Raw genomic sequence first — 19,179 nt, forward strand, 5'->3', positions numbered from 1 at the left:
TTATTTTCGGATATAAATACCCCTTTATCCCAAAATCAATTCCATCATGAATCTTAGTATTCAATCTTCCAGTCTGTTAATCCGCGATTTTTCAAAAAACGACTGGGAGGCATTACATCGTTTGTACATGATGCCCGAAACAGTGAGATATAATCCAAGTGGATATCCGGAAAATGAATCTGTGACAAAGGCGCTGGTGGATGAATGGTCGGCACAACAGCAAGCTGCGGAGAGAGAGAAGTACACTGCGGCTATAATTAATAAGGCAGATAACAATTTTGTTGGTGTTATTTCATTGGATCTGGGTGAGACAAAATACAGAAAAGGGGAAGTGTGGTATAAGCTTTTACCCGAATGGTGGGGGAGAGGATATGCTACCGAGGCGATGAACTGTATGCTGGCTTTTGGTTTCGGCCCGTTGAAATTACATAGGATAGAATGTGGCTGCAGTATTCAAAATATAGGGTCGTATCGGGTAATGGAAAAGGTAGGTATGACGCGGGAAGGTATTAAACGCAAAGTATTGCCATTGGAAGATGGATGGCATGATGCATATGTTTATGGGATATTGGCATCTGAATTTGGAGGGAATGCAGATTGAATTGCAATCAAATGTTTTTAGTGAATTAGCCCCAACCCGGAATGTTTTACAAAAAGGTTTTCAGCCGGACAGGCTCCCGCGAAGACAATAACGAGAATGGGCAGCCCAAATGGGCGACCTGATTTTTGGAGATGGTCTGACAAATGAAGGGTAATTTTTGGGGCCCCAATGCCTGCATGTTTGCAGATAAGCATGCAGGCAATAAAACGGGTGTCGTAAAAATTACTTGGTTGCCTCTAATGCAACAGCATTATTAAATCTTGATGCTTCCTCCACGCGTTCGAACATACGATCCTTACTATCGTTGAAGGCGCAACTCCGGACTTTTTGGAATCCGGCTTGTTGCAGGGCTGCACTCAACGACAGGCGGTCCCACATGTATAAATGTTCCCTGTTGCCATAAGCTGACTGAATCAACTGCTTCATGCCACGGGTCCGGTCCCGCTTTCCGAGTAGCGTTTCGTCCAGAAATTTTACATTGGCTTCGGGGTCCTGTTGATTCAAATGGGAGGTGTAGTGTTTAACGGCACTTTCCAGATCAGGCACCACACAACGGAAATAGCCTCCTGGTTTTAACAGCTGATAAGTGTTTTGCAGGGCCTTTTTACAGTCGTGGTAAGACAAATGCTCCAGCACATGACTGCAATAAATGCCATCACAGGAGTTTTCGCCCACACCAGGCAATCCTTTCAGGATATCACCCAAAATAACATTGGGATGAAAGGCTACGTGCATGCTCCGTTTTAATAGGTTACCAATTAAAGGCAGCTGTTGTAGCCGCAGGGTAGGTGATGAATCGAAGTTCTTCCATCCTTCCGGCGCCGAAAAGGGCCCGCAACCATATTGTACATAAAGTTTATGCTGTACCATAATTCAATAGTCATCTTTATGAAAAAATAGGGGTAATACGTTTTCGGAAAAATGCAATATCCATTCTCCTGTATAAATGCATTCAATCACTATTCCCAACCGGCGAACATTCAGTAGTCGGGCTTTCGGATGATATCCATTTCCAGTTTGATATCTTCCGGCCGGTACTTATTAAACCAGGCTTTGGGCCGAGGCTTAGACCGATATTAATGCACCTCCACATTCTTGTATATAGCTTGTTGTTTTTGGGGTGAAGGTTGGTATTCCTAATTTAATGAAAAGAACTTGTACAGCAATGGCTTAATAAGCAAATTGTTGAAACATAATATGTGTTGGTGTAACCAGTCCTGTACTGTAGGGTTAAACGTTTACCTCATAGCTTTGGTTCTTCATTCACTATATGAATTTCTTATTATAAAAATTTCATACATAATTTTATTTTAAAATGTTGAGTCTTATGACGGCTGTTCTACAGCAAGCTCTAAGGCTGTTAGCAGCAGCAATTACCCTGTTGTATTGGAGGGCATTTCACGGTGCCATAACTGCAGTATACGCAGCAGTCGCCGGTTTTGGGTTTTAGATGCTCATGGCAGTTTTCGCACTCATAGAAATATTGACAGGCATTGGTGGGCATTGTTTCTTCCTTCTGATACCCGCAGTTTGGACAGGTGAGAACTGATTTTAATTGAATGACAGTAGCAGACATAGATGATAGTTTTATTGTTTACGAATTCTTTACTCAGTAACGTTTTATGGTATTACTTTATAGCCTGTTTCGCGCTCTACAGCCGTGGCCAGCTGTTGAAAGGATATTTGAATACTGTCAAATGTTACTACTGATATACCTTTGGCATAAGAGGTATTAACTTGTCGTACTCCTTTCTTTTGCGCTAAAACATTATTTACATGCCCTTCACAGGCTTCACAGCTCATGCCCTGTATATGGAGTACCACCTGCTGTAAGCTGGTTGGATTGCTGACAGCCATATTTTTCCCGGGTGTCTGGGGTTGAAGATATTTGGCGTAATAGGGAAAGGTTGACAATAAAACAGAAACTCCGGTGATCATCCACAGAAAGGCTTTTGATTGTAACCAGTTTTTTTTCCCTTCATCTACACAGCCACAGGCATCTTTGGGCCGGGGCTTATAAGCCTGATAGAATGCGAATCCTAAAACCAGTAGGGTTGCACCCAGCAAATAGGGCCGTAGCGGCGCAGCCCAGCTAAATGCCGCAACTGTTCCACCTGCACCCCCTATTATGACCAGCAGCGGCATAATGCAGCAAAGAGACGATGTGGCCGCAAGTAAAAGACCCGAGCCAAGCAAAACTTTACTGTTTTTTCCTTTACTCATGTGGTTTCAGCTTTTAAATTCATTTGATTGATAAGCTTAAAGAATGGACGCAGCAGCTTAAAATGTTCTGCCCTTATAGAATAGAGAATGGTTTGCCCTACTTTGCGGGATTCAACGATGTTACCATCCTTCATTTTGCGCAGATGTTGAGAAATGGCAGGGATGCTCATGCCCAGAATATCACTCAAATCACAAGGGCAAAGCTCTTTTTCCTCTTCCAGCAGGTACAGGATTTTTAACCTGACATCATTGCCTGCCAGGGATAAAATACCCGAGAGCTGTGTAAAGGCGCGCTCATTTGCTGCCACCTTTTGCCTGCAATCATTTATCTGTACCGGGTTTGCCTGCTCACGAATGCATGTATTTTTCCCCTCCATAAGAATACTCTTTACTGCAAAGATAGGATTATTTAGTATTTAAGCAAATGCTTAAATATTATGCTCTGCAGCGTACTTGAAAATACGGATGCCATTCCCCTCGCTCTGTAACAGTATCAGGTATTAAGCTGCCGGTCCAGCAGGTAGACATATTCCAGGCCATCTATTTCATCCACCACCTCATCTGTTTTGATAAAACCAAAAGACCGGGCAAGTTCCAAAGAAGGTAAATTTTCCGGCGAAATGGAAACAATAAAACGGTGCACAGAAAAATGTACTGCTGCCCAATCAATAAGCCCCAGGATAGTCTCACGCGCATATCCCTTTCTTCTGTAGTCTGAGAAAATGTGATATCCAAGTTCTACTGCTCCTTTCCGGTATGGCTTGTCAGCATGAAGCTCCGGGCTACTATGGAAACGTACCAGACCAATCGTTTTCATTTCGTTTTTCAGGAGGATAGCCCTGGATGCCCATGGCCTGTAAGCCGGATCTTCCCGGAGCTGGCGGCAGTCGTTTTGCAGGCTGTTGAGTTCATTTAGAAATTCCGCCGGAATAGTAGCATGCAGTAGTTGCTGAGCTGTTTCCAGGTTATTGTCAAGGCAAGCGTTGGTAACTTCTTCTCCCAATAATCGTATTATCAAACGCGGGGTAATGATATCATTTAAAAATATAGACATTGCTGTTAATCCTTTACGCGAATGTATTCTATTTAGCTATGGGAAAATCTAACGAAGATCAAAAAATGTCGTTTTTATACTATGATTTTATTTCATAAATACTTTCTAAGTAAAGTTATAACAAAAGGAAAATGAGAAAATGATTCGTAGTTTTTAATTGTATTTAATTAGGATAACGAACTGAATTTTTAATGATGAAGTATTAAATGTATAGGCTGTCAAACTTCTCAAGTAGGCACCACCATTGGGCTTCCTGTGAATGTATTCTTACTTATCCAGTCTAAAATTTTAATGCTGGTATTCGTATTTTTAAATATTTTCGTTGTGTGCAATTGTGATAGTGACAACCACACTATATCCCATTGGTAGTTAAATAACCGAAGTATTTGATAATCCTGTTAATTTTTATTATCCACTTTAAAACCCAAAATCCCTCAACATGAAAAGATTATTTGCCCTGGTCATCAGCGGCTCTATGGTATTGATTAACCAGTCATGCCAGAAAAGCAACATGAAAGAAGAGACCCCCACTGTAAAAAACAGCACATTAAATGCAGGTGTCAGTGCCAAGGCGGTAGGCTCCTGTTTCAGCGCCACTTACATAGATACCTGGCATTATCCGACACCGCAGCTGTACATTTTTCATGATAATCAGTATGCCCGTTACGATGTGATCACCAATACCTACAATGGTGTGAACAGTATCTCTGCCTACGCTGGCGTGCCTTTCAGTTCCTTTGATGCAGCATATGTGGATACCTGGAGTTACCCTACTCCACAGCTGTATATTTTCAAAGGCAACCAGTATGCGCGGTATGATATCCTCACTAATACCTACCAAGGAGTGAATAGCCTCTCTGCATACGCCGGCGTGCCTTTCACCTCCATTGATGCGGCTTATGTGGATACATGGAACTATCCCACCCCCCAGCTGATGCTGTTTAGTGGTACACAATATGCCCGCTATGACATCCTGACCAATACCTACAAAGGTGTGAACAACATTGCCAGTGGTTATCCTGGCGTGCCTTTCAGCACCTTCGACGCCACTTATGTGGATACCTGGAACTATCCTACTCCACAGTTGTATATCTTCAGAGGTAACCAGTATGCGCGGTACGACATACCCACCAATTCATACAAAGGTGTGAACACTACAGCTGCTTACACTGGCGTGCCTTTCTGCCGGTAATCGAACAAGTGAATGGGGTTGGCTCAAAAGTAAAAGAATACTTTTGGGCCAGCCTTCTTCTTTTAGGGGATATTATTTCCTCATTAACCCCAGTTTCTTCATCGCCTTGATACCATCTTGACTGACCGGATTCAATTCAAGTGACTTCCTGTACATAATCACGGCATCCTCTTTATGCCCGCATTCCAGCAAGGCTTCTGCGTAGCTATCGTAGGTATTGAAGTTGGCTGGGTCCAGAAAGGTATTGAGTTTAAATGTTTCCAGCGACCATTGTTGATGCGATTTATGATTGGATTGATACAGGAAATCATACCCAAGAAAATTCATCTCTCTGGTATTAAAATAATAGTGTGTGGTATCAGCCATATAGAGATGGAGCATGCAGGCAGCATGATCTGGTCCTTTTTCCATCAGTGCTTTAGCATACGCACGTACCGCAGATGTCTTGAAATCAAGCGGTATGGGAGGCTGGTTATTCAGCATATAGAAACAAGAGGTTACGTTATCCCCGAATCTGCTGTTGCCATTGGTATAAGCCACCAGCATTTGTTTTCGGTCAAGGTTGTGATAATAGAAAGTGGCCAGTCCGAATTTAAATCCTCCATGACCTACACCTTTTCCATATGCCGGCTGATTAAATATTTCCCAGCCCAGACCATACTGGCCTGTACCTTCGCCCAGCATGGTGTCCATCTGCTCCGTATATTCCTTTCCGTTATTGAGTTTTAAAGGGGTAATAGCTTCCTCTACAGTGGACAATGATAACAGTTTCCCGCTAAAGAATGCGTTGTCGAATTTTATCATGTCATCCATGGTGGTAATGATATTGGATGCCCCTATGCTTGCCTGGTTATTGTATTCGCTGTACCGATAACGTTTAACCTGATCAGCAGGGAGGTACACTGAATCATAATAAGTGGGTTTTATCTGTTGCTTCACACAGAGAGTATCCTTGTTGCTGCCATATATCGATACGTAAGTATCTTTCATGCCTGCTGGTATGAAAATATTTTCCTCCAGATAGGCGGGAAAGGAGATGCCCGTGACTTTTTCTGTGATTAAGGCTAGTAGCGTGTAATTGGTATTACAATAACGAAACTGATCTCCCGGCGTAAAGTAAAGTCCTTTCTTCCATTGCCTGAGCAGTGGTAAAACAACGGCATTGAAAATGATTGAATCGGGGTATTGTTTAATTACTTCTTCGTACAGCTCAAGGTTAGGCAAGCCGGAAGTATGAGTAAGCAAATGACGGATGGTGACTCCTTTAAAAGGGAAGGAGGGAAGGTACTTTGCCACCTCATCATCCAGTTTCAGTTTTCTTTTATCTTTCAATTGAAGGATAGCTGTGGAGGTAAATATCTTTGAAACAGATGCAAGATTGAAGCGTGATTGTGCTGTGTTGGGCTTTTGAGCGGTGTAATCTGCATATCCACCTGAATAGGCGTATACTTTATGCCCCTTTTCTGCCAATGCGATATTGCCATCATAAAGATGATAAGCGGAGAGGGAGGCAAAGTATGTTTCCAGGAGGGAGTCCCGTTGCTGGGCCTGTATGCTGGCTGATATCAGGCATATTATTCCGATAATAAATTGTCGCATAAACCGGGTTTTGGTAAGGCTGGACAATATTATAGGAAAGCAGCGAAGAGGGTTGTTACATGTGGTGAAAGGTGTAAATAATGTGACGAAACAGGCAAATTCGGGTGTTGTGGTACAAACAATACAGCGCTACAGAGAAGCAGCACATGTGTGCTGCTTCTCTGCAATCAAATTGGCTGATTCAAAAATGTCCGGGCAATCTGATCTGTAACAGATCAGTTTTTTTCAGACAAAAAATTATTCAGCAGTTGTTGTTAGCAGAAATAGCCGTTCCTGCGGGCTTCCTCATCACAATTAATAAAAGTGTGATAGGAAATACGGCCTTCTGATTGATTTTTTTGTTCACTCAGTGAGTTAACGGTTGTTTTGTTGAGCATCAGTTTTTTTGCCAACGCGATTTTTTTCTTTTTCATGTTTCATAACATTTAATGGTAAATCCTCCCTGTCTTTAATCATGTGATATGGCCATGGGCGGGTTATTCAGCGCAGTAAATTCAGCATAATAGATTCTCCTGGAGAGATCTCCTGCTGTAACATTCTTTATATATACCTGTGGAAAACGCGGCTATACTTTTACGTGAAGAATAGAGTTGACAGGTGACGATATCGGGTATAACTTTTCAAAAAAAACATAAGCAAACGGGTTAATCTGATCAATGTATCACTATCTAAAAATACAAAAAAAAATGAAAAACAATTGGTCAAAAAGTCGGAAGATATTTGAATCATCCAAATAATAATTACATTGGCATCTATTAACTACATAGTTTGGGTCAGATGGATAACAGGTTAACCGGTTTCTTTGCGGCTATGGAGCAATATGCTCCGCTTTCCGGGGATGCAAAAAATGCATTCACAGAACATCTTCATTTCAGGGAGTTGAAAAAACATGAACTGTATCTGGTACAGGAAGACATCCCTCAGAAGATTGCCTATGTCAGCAGGGGATTGCTGTCATACTATAGAATACAGGAAAACGGGGATATCGTTATAAAGCGGTTTTTTGCTGAAAATTCGTTTGTAGCATCTACGGCAGCGCTGGTAAAAAGGGCACCCAGTATGTTTGCTATCGAAGCCCTGGAAGATACGCTACTGATAGAATTTCATTTCGAACAGTTTAAACAGCTGATGCATAACTATACAGACCTGGCCTTTTTCTGGATCAGCTATCTCGAAGAAAACTGGGTGGCCCGGAAAGAGGAGCTGGAAATAACCCTTAAATACCTCACGGCCAAAGAACGTTACCTTGACTTCATTCAAAACAACCCCACGTTGGTGAACCGCCTCCGTCAGCATCATATTGCTGCCTTCCTGGGAGTTACGCCTACACAGCTGAGCCGTATCCGCAAAGAGCTGTGAAATTTTCCCTGGCATCAACATATGTATATGTTTATTCCCAGTGACCGTTCTAGTTTTGCCTTACGCTTTTGAAAAGCGAAGGATTGTTAAACGGTTATTTTTTCATGAATAGACTCAAAGGAGCCTTCTTTGTGGTGATGGGAGCTGCAAGTTATGGCGTACTGGCCACTTTTGTAAAAATCGCAGGACAGCAGGGCTATACCACGGGGGCTGTCACATTTTCCCAATTCCTGGCAGGATTCTTATTCCTGTTTCTCTTACAGTTTTTTTTGCCGCGAAGGAAACAGGCAGTGCCTCTGCCGTTATCAGAAAAAATCAGGCTCATTGCCGGCGGTACTTCCCTCGGGCTTACCAGCACCTTCTATTACCTCTCCGTGCAGTATCTGCCGGTATCTGTTTGTATTATCCTGCTGATGCAGACTATCTGGATGGGCATTGTGTACGAGAGTATCAGGAAACGTGCAATGCCTGCATGGTCCAGGCTTTTGGCCATCGTCATTGTATTGGGAGGAACCATACTGGCTACAGGCGTGTATGAGTCCCATTTTATACCTGACTGGAAAGGAGTGCTGTTTGGTATGCTTGCCGCGGTGAGTTATACAGTTGCAATGGGTGTCTCCAATAGTCTTGCACTTGAACAGCCGGTAATCCGGAAGTCCATGTACCTCGTATTGGGTGGTCTGCTGGCCATTCTCATTTTCTGGAACAGACAGATTGTAGTTGACTTCCGGCCCGATATCTTCTGGAAATGGGGGCTGTTCCTGGCTACATTCGGTACTATATTGCCGCCTGTGCTGTTTAGTAAAGGGTTTCCGAAAGTGGGCATAGGAACTGGGAGTATCCTTTCGGCAGTGGAAATACCAGTTTCTATCGGTTGCGCCTGTATTTTTTTGCAGGAGCCTGTCAGTACGCTGCAATGTCTGGGCGTAGCCCTGATCATTAGCGGTATCATAGCTGCCAATCTGAAACCAGGCAAATCATAAAACTCCTGCGGACATCAATACCTGTAATTAATTTTTAAATATAATAGATATGAAACATTCGATTATCATGCTGTGGGTGCTGCTGGCGCCGGTTTTGTTTGTGAAGGCTGCCACAGTAGATACTGTTGCTGTTTTCAGCACTGCGATGAACAAACCCATTAGAACCCTCGTTGTATCCCCGGCTCAGAAGAAGGCAGGACAACGTTTTCCGACAGTATATGTACTTCACGGATACAGTGGCAATCCCGACAGAACTTTGAAAGAAGATATTCCGGCTTTGCCGGAAATGGCAGATCAGTACGGTATCATATTCATTCTTCCTGACGGAGGTTATGACAGTTGGTATATCAACAGCCCTGTCAAAAAGAACAGTATGTACGAAACCTTCATCGGACAGGAACTGGTCAGCTATATAGATCAGCATTATCCGACTACGGCATCACGCGACCAGCGCGGCCTGATGGGCTGGAGTATGGGTGGCCACGGTGCGCTGTATATCGGATTAAAACAATCTTCAAATTTTGGTGTGTTGGGTAGTATTTGCGGCGCTGTGGACTTCACCCCGTTTGTGATGGATTTCGGCATTGATAAACTGGTAGGGGCAGACAGCACAAAATGGAAATATTACAATGTGCTGGACAATGCCCGGTATTTTGTTTTCAGCCAGCAGCAGCTGATTATCGGCTGTGGTACTGCCGATCCTTTTCTGCCCTACAACCGCCGGCTTCATGAATACCTCGACCAGCAACATGTGGCGCATACCTATATTGAACAGGAAGGTGCACATGATCATGCATACTGGTCAAAAGCTGCGCAATACCAGGTTTTGTTCTTTAATTTTTTCTTTAAATCGAAGCAGTAGTGATAGACAGAAGGCTCCGGAATTTTCCGGAGCCTTCTGTGTTTTGGGAATGAATTTTTTAGAGAGATAACCAAATTCTGTTTTTCGCGGGTGATGAAAAGGGAATGGGCAAAAAGTACCAGATCTTTGTGTTCGCCTGTAGCGATTATCCACGTTTTTTTATTGAGCAGCATAGGAGTCATGTCCTCCCTAGTGAAGAAGCCGAATGTGTGTTGTTCCCCTTTTAACAGGCCACACTCCCCAAATAGCCTGATATCAGGCGTTATGAGGAAAATATATATTCTCCCGTTAGTTACACCGGTAACGGTTACACGTAATTTATAGGAAACATTTAGCCGTGGAGAATTCCATAGCGCCGAACCTGTCAGTTTTATTTTATTGGTTGATCAGATAATAAGCAGGCTCAATGAAATGCCGGCCGAATTAGGCTAATAGATAAAACGATCAGAGAGAGTGTGTGGGAGAGTATACTGCTGCGGATGTGCAAGCAGTATACAACAGAGGATATGGTATGATTGAAGTAACGGCTGCTGATTTACATCTGTGCAGCCGTTGCTGCTATAAACTAACTTATGAAACAGCTTCTGTTACAATAGCTGGCTGTGGCTGATAGCCACGGGTTCTCAGGGTAGCTGCTTCGCGGAGCGAAAGCATACGTTGTAGTTGAGGGTCCCATATTTTGAGCCTGCAACAGGCAATAATATCCTTTATGCGGAGGCTGGTGGTTTTGGCATTTTGCAGTTCCGGGATGTCGGCCATTACCTGTGGTAACCGATAGAAAGGAATACGCGCATTCAGATGGTGAATATGGTGATAGCCTATGTTGGCGGTAAACCAGTTCATCACCGGCGACATCAGCATATAGCTGGATGACAGCAAGGCAGCTTCGTGATAACACCAGTCTTCATTATCGTTGAAGGTAACACCAGGGAAATTATGTTGTGCATAAAACAGGTAAGCACCAATACTGCAGGAGATAGTAAAAGGTATCAGGATAAAAAACATCCAGGTCTGCCAGCCGAGGAAATAACAGATGGCTACGCTGCCGGATATATGTAATACCAGGGCCAGAAGGCTGTCGAGATGTTTACGCGGGCTGCTGAGAAATGATTGCAGACACATACCGATCATGAACATGGACAGATAGCCGGCGAGGATGGTAAGCGGATGTCTGCTGAAGAGATAAGCTCTTCTTTCCCTACGGCCCATCTGTTCAAATTTCTGCCGGGTGGCGATAGGGTAGGAGCCAATGCTGGCACTGAACAGTTTTGAATTATGTTTGTGATGATAATCGTGAGAACGTTTCCATATGCTGGTGGGAGCCAGGATGTACAGGCCAAAAATGGTCATGATGGCGTTAGCCACACGGGATTGCTGCAGGATGGTATGGTGCTGATGATCATGATAGATGACGAACATCCGCACAATGAGCAGGCCAGAAAGAATACTGATGACTAACCTCCCGACAAAAAACGGAATCATGATGGTCCCGGTAAGGGCAATTAAAAGTAGTCCCAGTGTAGTAAATAAATGAAACCAGCTGCTGGACCTGATTTCACTGGCATAGGGTTTAGTAGCCAGTATAAGGTCTTTCCCTTCGCGCATAAGCATATTGAGTTGAATGATGATAAGTTCGCCGTGTCGTTATATATGATAAGCCGGATTTTATACAGGCTGGCTACGTTTGTGCTTCCATCTTCTGTGCGACCAGAGCCAGGTTGCAGGTTGTTCCATAATATCTTGTTCCAGTTTTCGTGTATGCGATATCGTGATAGCACCTTCGTTTTCGGACGTTGGTGTTTCTACCAGCATGGAAGCTTCTACCCTGTAGTAGCCTCTTTTGATGCGGATAACGGATACATATACAACCGGGTAGTTCATTTTCTGGGCTATCTTCTCTGTGCCTTTGGAAACAGGTGTATCCTGATGAAGGAAGGTGGTCCACTGAGCGGTAGCGGGTTGTGGTGACTGATCTGCGATAAACGCGGTGGCGTTTACCTCCTGTCTGTTTTTCACCATTTCACGAAATGTGTCCTGCATGGCAATTAATTTGGTGCCAAAGCGGGTACGCATTTTATACATCAGGTTGTTGAATTGTTTGTTGGCCAGGGGATGATAGATCACATAAAGCTGTTGCTTACACAATATGCTGAAGGTATTACCGGCCCATTCCCAGTTGCCTTTATGGCCCATCACCAGTACGGTGCTCTTTTTTTGTTCGGCGAGTTGATTAAATAATGCTACGGTGGCAGGCGTAAAACTGCAACGTTTTACCATCTCAGCTTCGCTGATGGTAAGTGTTTTGAATGTTTCCAGAAACATGTCACAGAGGTAGTGATAGAAATCCTTGCAGATTCGCTTCAGTTCTGTGTCGCTCTTATCTGGAAAAGATGCACGCAGGTTGCTCATTACCACTTTTTTCCTGTACGACAGGACATAGTAAAGCAACACATACATAGCATCGGATAACAGGTACAATAAACGGAATGGCAATAGTGCCACACCATAAATAACAGGTTGTAGGCAGTAATAAATAATAATTGACAATTCAACAAAGTTTAGTTATCACTCCTCTTTCAGGAGTAAAAGTGGTAAATATAATTGTAAATCAGCATATTTCATAATACCAGTAAGTAACGAAAGTGTTATTTTGTTAATATTTCCTGAAAATGCACCTATTTTCCCTATTTGACGTTTTATATGGCCGATACCCCCACGAGTTTGCAAAAAAATAATTTTACCTGCGCCAGAAACCCGGAGCACCCGGCTAACGGGAATATAAGACATTTTCTAAAATTATCATTATCTTATAGCACCTTACTGTGATGAATGTTAATTGCATAAACCCCAAAATATGGTAGCCTCCGCTCAGCCCCGTCAGGGTAACAAACTCATCTTTCTTGGCCTTGTATTGTTCCTGATAGGATTGATTACCGGCCTTTTCGGCCATTCCATGGCTAATCCGCGAATGGCTTTGAGCGCCCATCTGGAAGGAGTAATGAATGGGATATTTTTAATAGTACTCGGACTGATATGGGAAAAAATGATACTATCCTCCACCTGGCTGAAGATAATATACTGGCTGGTGGTGTTCGGCACATTCGCCAATCTGGTAGCGGTTTTAATAGCGGCGATTACCGGTGCCGGTAAAATGATGCCTATAGCAGGCGGGCAACCAGGAACACCTTGGGTAGATGGTATCATCTCTTTCCTGCTGATATCACTTTCACTGGCCATGGTGGCTGCCTGCGTGATTATACTGATCGGTATGTACAAACGCCTCCGCATTCAATAGCCCTGTTGTATCCCCTGGATTTACCGATTTTTCACTGAAATGTACAGCCCTTTTACAGGCAATCTGTCGGAGTTTTGTATCAGTCGGGACAGCTAAGAACCGGCACTGACCATTTATGAGCACAAGACGGACATTCATCAAACAAACCGGTAAAATCGGCGCACTCAGCTTTTTGCCGTTCACAGATTTACTAAATAACCCAAAACAGGAACATACTATGAAAACAGCCACCCGATGGGCAGACGGCTCCAGGTTAGTCGTGTCCATATCCATGCAATTCGAATCGGGCGGACAGCCGGATAATGCGGAGAGCCCATTCCCACAGAATATGGAAAAAGGATACAGCGATTTGCCGGCAGCAACCTGGTATCAATATGGCTACAAGGAAGGCATTCCCCGGATGCTGGATAACTGGGATAAACTGGGTATTAAGGTAACCTCCCATATGGTGGGATCTGCGGTACTCAATAATCCCCAGCTGGCAAAGGAAATAGTGGACCGGGGCCATGAAGCCGCCGCCCATGGCATGAACTGGAGCGCACAGTATAATCTGCCCTATGAGGATGAAAAGAAATTTATAAAGGATGGGCTGGACGCAGTTAAAAAAGTTACAGGAGCTACTACAGTAGGATATAACGCCAACTGGTTGCGCAGAGGTGAAAATACCCTGAAAATACTGCAGGAGCTTGGGTTTACCTATCATATCGATGATTTGAGCAGAGATGAGCCCTTTATCATCCAGGTAAATAACCGGGACTTTGCCGTGGTACCTTATACATTGAGAAATAATGATATATTGCTCATTGAAGGAAGACATTTTTCAACAGACCAGTTTTTTTCACAGGTAAAGGCAGATTTTGATCAGTTGTATGCTGAAGGAGAATTTAAAAGAAGACAGCTGTCCATCAGCTTCCACGACCGTATCGGTGGCTCGCCACAGATGGTAAAGACGGCATATGATCTCATTAAATACATGCAACAGCATAAAGGCGTTTCTTTCAAACGGAAAGACCAGATCGCTGAATTGATATTGAATGACAGGACCGCCATCCGGGAAAAATAAACCAGATGGAGATATATAAAAAGAGATACTCAGGCGAGTATCTCTTTTTTATTGTGGCACCAACATATCAAGCTGAAGAAAGAATGCAGGGCAGGAGCCAATCCGGTTATTTTTGAGAAGATAATAATTATTATTAGATATAACGTTTCCGATATGTTCAAAGACTTTGCCCGCGCCACTTTCCGTAACCTATGGAAAGAGAAGTTTTTTACCGGTATCAATGTAATGGGGCTGGCCATCGCTATCGCAGCCTGCCTGTTGCTTTTTAAATATGTTTATTTTGAAATGAGCTTTGATAAGTTTCATATCAATAATAATAACATTTACCGGGTAACTTCTCTTTGGAACAAAGGCAAGGTACAGGAAGATCACAGGGCGCTCACCGTTCCCTGGACAGGACCGGGTGCCAAGGAAATCTTCCCGGAAATTGCGGAGTATGGGCGTTTGGCGCCGGTGAAAACTTTTATTGGGAAAGAAGTGATCAGCTATGAAGATAAAAAGATCAGTGAAGACAACGTATATTTTGCGGATCCCGGGTTTTTAAAAATGTTCTCTTTTAACATGCTGAGAGGAAGTATGGCCAACGCACTTAGTAAACCCTTTACAATAGTGCTGACAGAGTCCCTTGCTATGAAATATTTCAAATCACTGGACGATATTGTTGGTAAAACCCTAACGATAAAAACAGGCGGACAACTGGAGCAGGAAACCTTTGAGGTGACTGGCATTATAAAAGACCCGCCCGTCAATTCCCATATTCAGTTTAATGCACTGCTGTCCTTTACCTCTATCTTCCATGGACTAAACGAAGGAAGTACCTGGTGGCATTGGGATTATACCTATAACTATTTGTTATTGAGGGATGGTGCCGATCCGGTACATCTCGGGCAAAAAATGTCGCAGGAGCGAAAACGTTTGTTTGGCGCAGAGATGGGGAACTTCAGTGATGAAATTGAATTTGTGCTGCAACCCTTGTCAGCCATACATCTTGGTCCCGATCTCAAATTTGGGATAAGTAAAAACACCAGCCGGTCGGCCCTTTATTTCCTGATACTCATCGGTATATTCATCCTGATCATTGGCTACATCAACTATATCAACCTGGCTGTTGCAAAGTCTATAGAACGAGCTAAGGAAATCGGAGTCAGAAAGACACTGGGTGCGCATCGCTCCGGATTAATCAGACAGTTTCTATTCGAATCGCTGTTTATTAATGTGCTGGCTATGCTGGTGGCATTGTTGCTTACTACACTGCTGTTGCCTTTGTTTGAACGTTTTGTGGAGGTACATTTGTCTGTAGCCGGCCACCTTTCGGCTACGGTTGTTTTCCTGTTGTTATTGTTGATCGTTGGCACTTTCGCGGCCGGTTTATATCCTGCATTTGTTTTGTCTTCCCTTAAACCGATAGATGCGCTAAAAGACAGGGCAGCAAAACATATGCAGGGAGGCGGACTCAGAAAGGTATTGGTCGTCGGTCAGTTTGCATCGGCGGTATTGCTTATTTGCGGAACCGTCACTGTTTTTAAGCAGCTCCACTATATGAAAAATGTGGAGCTGGGCATGAAAATGGAGAAGGTGGTGGTGATGAAAGGACTGGGTGCTTTTGAAGAAAATCAGTATCAGTATCTCAAATCGGAATTGCAGAAAATACCTGCCATAGAAAAGGTGGCCGCTGCTTCAGCAGTACCGGGTGACGAATTACAGGCAATCCGGTCTAAGATCATCAAGGTCAATGGCCAGAAGAGTAACGATATAGATATTGTACTGGTGGATGAAGATTTTTTTGATGCCCTGGAGATTAAGCGCATTAGCGGAAGAGGCTTTAATCTTGCTTCTGATCAGGATGCATCATCTGTTATTGTTAATGAATCGGCTGCTGCATTGATGGGCTATAGTGATCCGGGCAAAGCCCTGCATGCCAATGTACAATGGGATAAGGGAGCTTTCGGACATGGAGGCAAAACCACCAGGGTAGTAGGGGTGGTCAGTGATTATTATCAACGTGCAAAAAAATCGCAGAAGACTCCTGTTGTTTATCTGCCAAGGAAGTTCTTTAATCCAAGGTGGACCAATCAGTATTATCTGGTAAAGTACCAGGCCGATAATCCGGCTTCCATGCTGGAAGTACTCAAATCCAGGTGGCAGCAGGCATTTGGCAATGTACCCTTCGATTATTTCTTCCTCGAAGATCATTTTAATATCCAGTATAAACCTGAGCAGCTGTTCGGAAATGTATTCAGTCTGTTTACTTTCCTGGCACTGGTGATTGCTGCATTAGGTCTGTTTGCGCTTTCTTCCTTTACCATTCTTCAGCGTAGCCGGGAAATTGCCATCCGTAAAGTGATGTATGCATCTGAAAGTGATATTGTAAAGTTGTTTCTGAAAGACTATCTGAAACTGATCCTGGTGGCTTATCTGGTGGCGATGCCTGTTGGTTTTGTTTTGATATCAAAATGGCTGGATGATTACGCGAATCGTATTACGATAGGTGTCTGGTTTTATACAGTGCCGGCGCTGGTGATAGTGTTGGTGGCATTGTTGAGTGTATCCTTTCAAACCTGGAAGGCTGCTGTGAAGCGGCCCATATTGGCACTTACAGACTGATATGATATCAAACAACAAAAATGGCGCGGGTTACCCGCGCCATTTTTGTTTTAGAGGTCTGCTTGGTATAAAAAGTCCAGCTGTTTCTTTGTGGTAGAGGCAGGCATACTGCGTACCAGGAAATTCCGGATGCCGGCGGCGATACTTCCTTTCCAGTTGGTGAGCTGTGCCATCTGCCAGGAGGTGTTGACAATTTTATGGGCCCGCAGGATACGCCTGGATTCATATTGCCGGAATGCCGTTTCATAATTGTTGTTGCCGCCAAGGCAATCGGCCAGTACATAAGCGTCTTCTATGGCCTGACTGGCACCCTGACCGAGATTAGGGGTGGTGGCGTGTGCAGCATCTCCCAGCAATACCACACGTCCGCGATGCCAGCCGCTGATAGGCGCCAGGTCATACAGGTCAGAACGGATCAGGTGTGCGGCCTTAATGTTGGCTACTACTTCCTTCATATAACCGCTGAATGGGGCCAGTTCCTGCCGTATCAGTGCCAGCGCTTCTTCCGGTGAGAAATGAGCGCCTTCGGGCAGTCTTTTGGTAAACCAGAAGTACACCTGGTTCTCACCTACATGGATATACGAAGCTCTTACACCATTACCGCTACCCCATACTTCGGCGGTCGTCACCTGTTCTGCTTTTGGAAGGTTCATTGTGATGGTGGTACGCCAGCATACCTGGCCTGAATAACGATAGCCTTTGCTACCAATATGAGATTCGCGGATGGCTGATCTTATACCATCGGCAGCAATGAGGATGTCTCCCTGTGCTTCGCTGCCATCTTCAAATCTGGCAATCACACCCTGGCTGCTTTCTGCTACTGCAATACATTTTTTACCTGTTTGTACCGGCTGTTGCAGGAACTCCAGCAAGGTGGCCTGTAAAGTAGCCCGGTGTATAGGCAAACTGCGGTTGCCATAACACTGCTCCAGCATGTTGTTGTCGATGGTTTGCAGTATCCTGCCTTTGTAGTTTTTTATATATAATTGTTCCAGATGACCACCTCTCTCTTCCAATACCTTCGTGAGGCCCAGCCTTTCATATACTTTCATGGCATTGGCACCGAGCAATATACCTGCTCCCACTGCCTTATACTCAGGTGCTGCTTCAAAAATCTCGTAAGTCCACCCTTTTTGTTGCAATGCGATGGCGGTGGTGAGGCCGCCTATGCCTCCACCGATGATGAGCGCTTTCATAAATAACTTATTTTAGGTCAAATGTACTAATTTTTTCAAAAACCAACGCATAGATCTATATTTTAACAGATTGTAATTTTTTATATATAAATATAAAAATGCTTTGTTGGGTAATACTTGTACATCGATCTATCCAGCAATTGATAGTTATGAGCGCCTCGGGAAAGAAGGCAATGGAGTGTTATTGAATGGGGAAATAAATTTCTACCAGCTGTTTGTCGGGTGGTGTATTAGTAGGGTCAGAGACAAATTTTTCGAAGAAAGGTTCATCCCGCAGTTCATAGCCGCTATTGGGTAGCCATTCTCTGAAAATCATGTCGTGTATAGTTCCCAGATGATGATAGGGGCCCTCATAGTGAAAGACCGCATATCGCCCTCCGGCTAAGGTTTTTACGCCGATATCGCCTCTGGGCTTAACTTCCTGATGAATGGTGAGGCATACATCAGAACGGAGTTTGTCCGCCGGTGTAACATTAGGATCATCATGATAAATTCCGATATGGTCTGCTTCAGCTGGCAGCAGGTTTTCTTCGGCGAGAAAGCTCCATAGCCTGGCATAGGCACCGGGATAATCCACCTGGTCGGGGCTTCCGGTGAGGCGGACATAGATTACAGGTTGATTTTCCCGGTTGATGATTTGTGCGCTCAGTTGGAGGTAGCGCTGGAGCTCCTGGTTCGTTGTTTTCATTTCTTTGCTTTTAGTCAGATAGATATTTTGATTTGTCTTGTAGATGAGGGGAGAAATGCCATAGAGAAGTTTGAATGCCCGTGAAAGGGAGGACGGTGTTGCAAAACCTATCTGGTAGGCAATATTTTCGATCGGCAGTTCAGAATATCGCAGTAACAACGCAGCCTTTTCCAGCCGGATACGGGATATATAGGCGGCAAGCGTTTCTTCCTGCATGGCTTTGAAAATTCTGTGAAAATGAAAGGCCGAGAAATTGGATATACCGGCAAGTGTTTTCAGGTCTATCTCTTCACCGAGGTGATGGTTGATGTATTCGATGACTACATTGATTCTGTTCTGATAATCTTCTCTGGTAACTATTTTGGATTGCATAGGGCAAAGGTATAGGTTCAGGCGGTGGAGTACTTTGCTTAACTTGCTAAATATACAACCAGTTGTAAAAAAGGCCGGTCCGGTTTAC

General features: G+C 43.9%; 20 protein-coding genes. 8 read left to right on the top strand and 12 right to left on the bottom strand.

Translation table 11 applies throughout. The features are described from left to right. Positions 1-46 precede the first annotated feature (46 nt). Entirely contained in the window at positions 47-601 is a 555-nt protein-coding gene (locus tag DF182_RS25150) for a GNAT family N-acetyltransferase (RefSeq protein WP_113618527.1), read from the top strand. 222 nt (positions 602-823) lie between these two features. Here the strand turns inward: DF182_RS25150 and DF182_RS25155 are convergent, their stop codons facing one another. The 5 genes from DF182_RS25155 to DF182_RS25175 all read right to left on the bottom strand — a co-directional run bounded on the left by DF182_RS25155 (position 824) and on the right by DF182_RS25175 (position 3,878). Beyond that, positions 824-1,471 carry a class I SAM-dependent methyltransferase gene (locus tag DF182_RS25155; RefSeq protein WP_113618528.1) on the bottom strand — a complete coding sequence of 216 codons (648 nt, stop codon included), beginning with the start codon at positions 1,469-1,471 and terminating at the stop codon, positions 824-826. Positions 1,472-1,961: 490 nt separating this feature from the next. Further along, complete coding sequence (locus DF182_RS32810) at positions 1,962-2,177, bottom strand: GDCCVxC domain-containing (seleno)protein (RefSeq protein WP_113618529.1); 216 nt, start codon at positions 2,175-2,177, stop codon at positions 1,962-1,964. Between the two features lie 44 nt (positions 2,178-2,221). Continuing rightward, positions 2,222-2,824, bottom strand: coding sequence for a mercuric transport protein MerTP (merTP, locus tag DF182_RS25165; protein WP_113618530.1), 603 nt, complete (start codon positions 2,822-2,824; stop codon positions 2,222-2,224). Continuing rightward, positions 2,821-3,201, bottom strand: a complete 381-nt coding sequence (locus DF182_RS25170) for an ArsR/SmtB family transcription factor (protein WP_113618531.1) — start codon at positions 3,199-3,201, stop codon at positions 2,821-2,823. Before DF182_RS25170 ends, merTP begins: the two co-directional genes overlap by 4 nt. Before the next feature lie 116 nt (positions 3,202-3,317). Beyond that, positions 3,318-3,878, bottom strand: coding sequence for a GNAT family N-acetyltransferase (locus tag DF182_RS25175; protein WP_113618532.1), 561 nt, complete (start codon positions 3,876-3,878; stop codon positions 3,318-3,320). Between the two features lie 439 nt (positions 3,879-4,317). Here DF182_RS25175 and DF182_RS25180 point away from each other — a divergent pair, with 439 nt between their 5' ends. Further along, entirely contained in the window at positions 4,318-5,070 is a 753-nt protein-coding gene (locus DF182_RS25180; RefSeq protein WP_113618533.1) for a hypothetical protein, read from the top strand. 72 nt (positions 5,071-5,142) lie between these two features. On the opposite strand, the gene DF182_RS25185 is transcribed toward DF182_RS25180, so the two are convergent. Both DF182_RS25185 and DF182_RS32385 read right to left on the bottom strand, forming a co-directional pair. Beyond that, the gene (locus DF182_RS25185; RefSeq protein ID WP_147243539.1) at positions 5,143-6,669 is read right to left on the bottom strand and encodes a serine hydrolase domain-containing protein; all 1,527 of its coding nucleotides are present in this window, start codon (positions 6,667-6,669) and stop codon (positions 5,143-5,145) included. A 254-nt stretch (positions 6,670-6,923) separates the two neighbouring features. Next, positions 6,924-7,082 carry a class I lanthipeptide gene (locus DF182_RS32385; protein WP_153260016.1) on the bottom strand — a complete coding sequence of 53 codons (159 nt, stop codon included), beginning with the start codon at positions 7,080-7,082 and terminating at the stop codon, positions 6,924-6,926. Positions 7,083-7,446: 364 nt separating this feature from the next. Between DF182_RS32385 and DF182_RS25190 the strand changes: the two genes are divergently transcribed. The 3 genes from DF182_RS25190 to DF182_RS25200 all read left to right on the top strand — a co-directional run bounded on the left by DF182_RS25190 (position 7,447) and on the right by DF182_RS25200 (position 9,873). After that, a complete protein-coding gene (locus DF182_RS25190) occupies positions 7,447-8,028 on the top strand; it encodes a Crp/Fnr family transcriptional regulator (protein WP_211327207.1) in 582 nt (193 codons plus the stop codon). A 104-nt stretch (positions 8,029-8,132) separates the two neighbouring features. After that, a complete protein-coding gene (locus DF182_RS25195) occupies positions 8,133-9,011 on the top strand; it encodes an EamA family transporter (protein ID WP_113618535.1) in 879 nt (292 codons plus the stop codon). Positions 9,012-9,060: 49 nt separating this feature from the next. Next, entirely contained in the window at positions 9,061-9,873 is an 813-nt protein-coding gene (locus DF182_RS25200; protein WP_113618536.1) for an alpha/beta hydrolase, read from the top strand. A 570-nt stretch (positions 9,874-10,443) separates the two neighbouring features. Here DF182_RS25200 and DF182_RS25205 read toward each other — a convergent pair. The 3 genes from DF182_RS25205 to DF182_RS25215 are packed head-to-tail and all read right to left on the bottom strand — an operon-like array spanning position 10,444 to position 12,660. Beyond that, entirely contained in the window at positions 10,444-11,478 is a 1,035-nt protein-coding gene (locus tag DF182_RS25205; RefSeq protein WP_113619726.1) for a fatty acid desaturase family protein, read from the bottom strand. A 60-nt stretch (positions 11,479-11,538) separates the two neighbouring features. Beyond that, a complete protein-coding gene (locus DF182_RS25210) occupies positions 11,539-12,420 on the bottom strand; it encodes a lysophospholipid acyltransferase family protein (RefSeq protein ID WP_245957545.1) in 882 nt (293 codons plus the stop codon). Positions 12,421-12,438: 18 nt separating this feature from the next. Beyond that, on the bottom strand, positions 12,439-12,660 hold the full coding sequence (locus DF182_RS25215) for a hypothetical protein (RefSeq protein ID WP_113618537.1): 222 nt from the start codon (positions 12,658-12,660) through the stop codon (positions 12,439-12,441). Positions 12,661-12,727: 67 nt separating this feature from the next. On the opposite strand from DF182_RS25215, the gene DF182_RS25220 reads away from it, so the two are divergent. The 3 genes from DF182_RS25220 to DF182_RS25230 all read left to right on the top strand — a co-directional run bounded on the left by DF182_RS25220 (position 12,728) and on the right by DF182_RS25230 (position 16,835). Continuing rightward, positions 12,728-13,168, top strand: a complete 441-nt coding sequence (locus tag DF182_RS25220; RefSeq protein WP_113618538.1) for a hydrogenase — start codon at positions 12,728-12,730, stop codon at positions 13,166-13,168. Positions 13,169-13,385: 217 nt separating this feature from the next. Next, a complete protein-coding gene (locus tag DF182_RS25225; RefSeq protein WP_245957547.1) occupies positions 13,386-14,231 on the top strand; it encodes a polysaccharide deacetylase family protein in 846 nt (281 codons plus the stop codon). Positions 14,232-14,384: 153 nt separating this feature from the next. Next, complete coding sequence (locus DF182_RS25230) at positions 14,385-16,835, top strand: ABC transporter permease (protein ID WP_147243540.1); 2,451 nt, start codon at positions 14,385-14,387, stop codon at positions 16,833-16,835. A 50-nt stretch (positions 16,836-16,885) separates the two neighbouring features. On the opposite strand, the gene DF182_RS25235 is transcribed toward DF182_RS25230, so the two are convergent. Together DF182_RS25235 and DF182_RS25240 are read right to left on the bottom strand one after the other, a co-directional pair. After that, positions 16,886-18,031 (bottom strand): FAD-dependent monooxygenase, encoded by a 1,146-nt coding sequence (locus DF182_RS25235; RefSeq protein WP_113618541.1) that lies wholly within the window; start codon positions 18,029-18,031, stop codon positions 16,886-16,888. Positions 18,032-18,212: 181 nt separating this feature from the next. Next, complete coding sequence (locus DF182_RS25240; RefSeq protein WP_113618542.1) at positions 18,213-19,091, bottom strand: AraC family transcriptional regulator; 879 nt, start codon at positions 19,089-19,091, stop codon at positions 18,213-18,215. Positions 19,092-19,179: the final 88 nt, after the last annotated feature.

The sequence above is a fragment of the Chitinophaga flava genome (assembly GCF_003308995.1).
GTDB lineage: Bacteria > Bacteroidota > Bacteroidia > Chitinophagales > Chitinophagaceae > Chitinophaga > Chitinophaga flava.